The following is a 3,655-nucleotide window of genomic DNA, read 5'->3' as shown; positions in this document are numbered from 1 at the left end:
ATGATCCGTCTCCTCCCGCGCCGCAGCGCGTCAGTTTTCCGGGATGACCACCGGACATCCCCTGATCCACTCGATGCATACGGGCACGCCGTAGGCCTCGCCGATGACCTCGGACGACAGGCCCTCCCGGTCGCACACGGACAGCACCCGGCCTTTTTTCAGAAACAGGAATCGATCCGCAAAGCGCAGGGCCGCCGACAGGTCGTGCATGGTCATGACCACGCCGACCCCGTGGCCTTGGGCCACCTCGCGCACCAGATTTAAAATCTCCATCTGGTTTTTGAGATCCAGGCTGCTGGTGGGTTCGTCCAAGAGCAGCACCGAGGGCTCCTGCACCAGGGCCCGGGCGATGCACACCTTCTGGAGCTCGCCGCCGCTCATGCGGTCCAGGTTGCGCAGGGCCAGTTCCTCCAGCCCCAGACGGCGGATGGCCGCATCCACCACCCGCAAGTCCTCCTGGCGCACGGCAAAGCGCAGGTGCGGCACACGCCCGAGCAGGATGGCGTCGAAGGCCGTGAGCCTGCCGGCCTCGGAGCGTTGGGGCACGTATCCCATGGTCTGGGCGATCTGCCGGGCGGACATGTGCAGGATGTCCGCGTCCTCCACCAGGACCGCCCCGCCCCGGGCCGGGAGCATGGCGTTTAGGGTGCGCAAAAGCGTGGTCTTGCCCACGCCGTTTGGCCCCAAAACGGCCAGGATCTCCCCCGGCTCAAGCTCGAAGGCCACCTGGGAGAGCACCAGACGGTCCCGGTAGCCGACATCCAAGTCCCTGGCGCAGAGTTTCATTTCTTTCGCCTCCCGAGAAGCAGGGCGATAAAGGTGGGCGCTCCCAGAAAGGCCGTGAGCACCGAAACCGGCAAGACGCTCGGGGCGATGACCAGCCGGGCCGCCGTGTCCGAGGCCACAAGCAGCACCGCGCCCAAAATGCAGGACAGGGGGAGAAGAAACCGGTGGTCGTCGCCCACGGCCCACCGGGCCAGATGCGGGCACACCAGCCCCACGAAGCCGATGACCCCCAAAAAGGCCACCACCGTGGCCGTTAAAAGCGAGGCCAGGAGCATGCCCGCCAGCCGCAGCCGGGCCACCCGCACGCCAAGGCCCCGGGCGGTCTCGTCTCCGGCGTCGATGGCGTTTAAGTTGAGCCGGTTCCGGTAGAAAAAGCCGATGACCGGAAGCGACACCACGGCCATGAACGCCAGGGTGTTCCATTTGGCCCGGGCCACGTCCCCGAAGGTCCAGAAGACCATGGCCGCCAACTGCCGGTCGTCGGCGAAATACTGTAAAAACATGGTCCCGGCCGTGAAAAGCGCGCCCATGGCCACGCCGGTTAAGACCATGACCTCGGGGCTGGCCCCGCGCAGGCGCGACACCCCGACCACGATGAGCGCCGCCACCAGACAGAAGGCGAAGGCCATGCCCGTGGTCAGGTAGGGGTTTAAGATGGTGACCGCCCCCTCCTGACTGCTGGTCATCAGCCCGCTGCCCAGGATGATGACCGAAAAGGCCGCCCCGAAGGCCGCCGCGTGGGAGATGCCCAGGGTGAACGGCGACCCCAGGGGGTTGCGCAGGATGGACTGCATGGCCGCCCCGGCCGCCGACAGGGCCATGCCCGCCAGGGCGGCGGCCAGGGATTGGGGCAGGCGGATGGACAAGACGATGATCTGGTCCCGGGGGCTGGCCGCCTTGCCCAAAAAGGCCGCCAGGACGTCCAAGGGCGGCACGTTGACCGGCCCAAGCGACACCGAGGCCACAAAAAGGATCGCCAGGATCACGCAGGCCAGGCACACGATGAGCCGCTTGCGGCCCACATGGGCCAGATAGGCCTCGGGAATCCGGCCCTCTCCGAAATGCATGCCCCCGCCCCGCTACTTCAGGGGCAGGGGTTTGAAGGCCATGTTCCCGAAGGCCCCGGTCATCTGGGAGAAGACCGGCTTGCCCACCAGGAAGGTATAGATCTCGTCGGCCTTGGCCGCCGGGTCCACATCGGTGAACTTGTCCGGATTGACGGTCTTGCCGATGAAATAGGCGTCGGCCAGGATGGAGCCGAAATTGATGGAATACCAGTTGTAGGGCAAAAGGCCGTAGACCTTTCCCGAGGCCTTGGCGGACAGGCCGCCGTAGACCGGGTCGGTTTTTATCTCGTACAGGCCGCCCGCGCTCTCGCCCATCTGGGCCGTAGCCAGATCGATGAACAGGAATTCCGGGTTCCAGACCACGAGCTTTTCCTTGGCCACCACGGCGTGGTCCAGGTTTTCCCCGGCCTCGCGGGCCACGTTTTGGCACCCGGCCAGCACGAAGGGCTGGTAACCGGGTTCCGTGGACAAAAGCCCGTGTGGTCCCTTCTTGGCGATGCCGCCCACGAAGCAGGTCTTGCGCCCGGCCTCGGGGATGTCCTTCACCCGGGACGCAAGGTCGGCCGAGGTCTTGTCGAAAAAGGCGATGACCGCTTCGGCCCGGCCCTTTTTGCCCGTGATGTCGCCCATCGTGCGCAGGGCGGCGTAGAGGGCGGCCTTGTTCTTGCCCAGGTCGCCGTAGTCCATGACCACCACCGGGATGCCGGTCTTGTCCTGGAGGGCCTGGGGATCATGGCCCATGGTTCCGTAGGTTTTGAGGATGACCTGGGGGGCGGGGTTTAAGGCGGCGATGAGTTCGGGGTTGTCGTGGCCGCGAAACTCCCCGAAAATCGGCATGGCCTTGAACTGGGGATTGGCCAGGGCGTAGGGCCGGGCGTCGAAGCCCGAGCGCCGGGTCTCGATGTCGTCCACGGCCACGGCCAGATCCTGGGCCTGGAGGTAGGTCAGAAGCCGCAGGCAGCCGGAGCCGGAGCAGATGAGCCGTTCGACCTTGGTTGGAACCTCCACGGTACGGCCCAGAGAGTCGGTGACGGGACGCGTGTCGGCGGCGTGCGCCGGGTTGGAGACAAGGCCGATCAGGCAGGCCAGGACCAGGGCCGTTGCAAGGGGGGAGCATTTCATGGGGCATACCTCGGGAATGTGTCGATGATCGTGGTATATATTATGTAATGAAGTAACACGCAAAATTTACGACAGGGAACTTTTTTTGTCAAAGCGCAGGACAACTGATTGATCTTGGTCCGTGATGGAAAAACGGAAATCGGCGTCTGGCGTCAGGAGGCGTCACGAGTTGGAGAAACCGGGCGGCATGCGCCGGTCGCCGGGCACAGGGGGAGTCCCGGGCGCATGTCGCGCGGATTGAAGGCAGGGGGGCGCTCCCGAGGATGAGGTGCACGACGCCCTCGCAGGCCGCGCCGCGCCCCTCGAAGAATGCGGTGATATCTTTAAAAAAGAAGCATTCTAAACGGTTGTCCTGGGTGTTCAGGGACGCCGATATCGAGGCTACGACAAGAGCAGATCAGGAGACGGCCGGATCGCGGGGAAGGGAGACGGCCCCGGTGGGGCAGGCCCGCAGGCAGGCGCCGCAACCGATGCACAGCGATCTGTCGACATGCGCCTTCCCGGCCTGCAGGGAGAGGGCCCCCGTGGGGCAGCTGTCCAGGCAGGCGCCGCAGCCCGTGCAGACGGTCCTGTCGATGACCGCCTGTGGGCGGCGTCGCGTTTTGGCCTCGGGGACACCGCCCGAACGCGGGGGCCTGGCCGCAGGCGGCCGGATCGCCGACGGCGCTGGGATGGCGGGC

General features: G+C 65.7%; 4 protein-coding genes. All 4 read right to left on the bottom strand.

The genetic code is table 11. The features are described 5' to 3' along the window. Nucleotides 1–30 precede the first annotated feature (30 nt). Nucleotides 31–786: an ABC transporter ATP-binding protein gene (locus tag V3572_RS09665; RefSeq protein ID WP_332110789.1), complete on the bottom strand. Its 756-nt coding sequence runs from the start codon at nt 784–786 to the stop codon at nt 31–33. Continuing rightward, entirely contained in the window at nt 783–1,853 is a 1,071-nt protein-coding gene (locus tag V3572_RS09660; RefSeq protein ID WP_332110788.1) for a FecCD family ABC transporter permease, read from the bottom strand. Before V3572_RS09660 ends, V3572_RS09665 begins: the two co-directional genes overlap by 4 nt. Nucleotides 1,854–1,865: 12 nt before the next feature. Further along, the gene (locus tag V3572_RS09655; RefSeq protein ID WP_332110787.1) at nt 1,866–2,975 is read right to left on the bottom strand and encodes an iron ABC transporter substrate-binding protein; all 1,110 of its coding nucleotides are present in this window, start codon (nt 2,973–2,975) and stop codon (nt 1,866–1,868) included. 397 nt (nt 2,976–3,372) lie between these two features. Beyond that, on the bottom strand, nt 3,373–3,655 hold a 283-nt coding region (locus V3572_RS09650; RefSeq protein WP_332110786.1), incomplete at its 5' end, for a DUF362 domain-containing protein.

The organism is Desulfolutivibrio sp. (assembly GCF_036584575.1).
Taxonomy (GTDB): domain Bacteria; phylum Desulfobacterota; class Desulfovibrionia; order Desulfovibrionales; family Desulfovibrionaceae; genus Desulfolutivibrio.
Note: the sequence above shows the minus strand (reverse complement) of the source record. Positions and strands in the feature narration are given on the sequence as shown.

Coding starts and splice junctions, on each gene's coding strand:
- V3572_RS09665 (WP_332110789.1), bottom strand. CDS start 786: ATGAAACTCTGCGCCAGGGACTTGGATGTCGGCTACCGGGACCGTCTG.
- V3572_RS09660 (WP_332110788.1), bottom strand. CDS start 1,853: ATGCATTTCGGAGAGGGCCGGATTCCCGAGGCCTATCTGGCCCATGTG.
- V3572_RS09655 (WP_332110787.1), bottom strand. CDS start 2,975: ATGAAATGCTCCCCCCTTGCAACGGCCCTGGTCCTGGCCTGCCTGATC.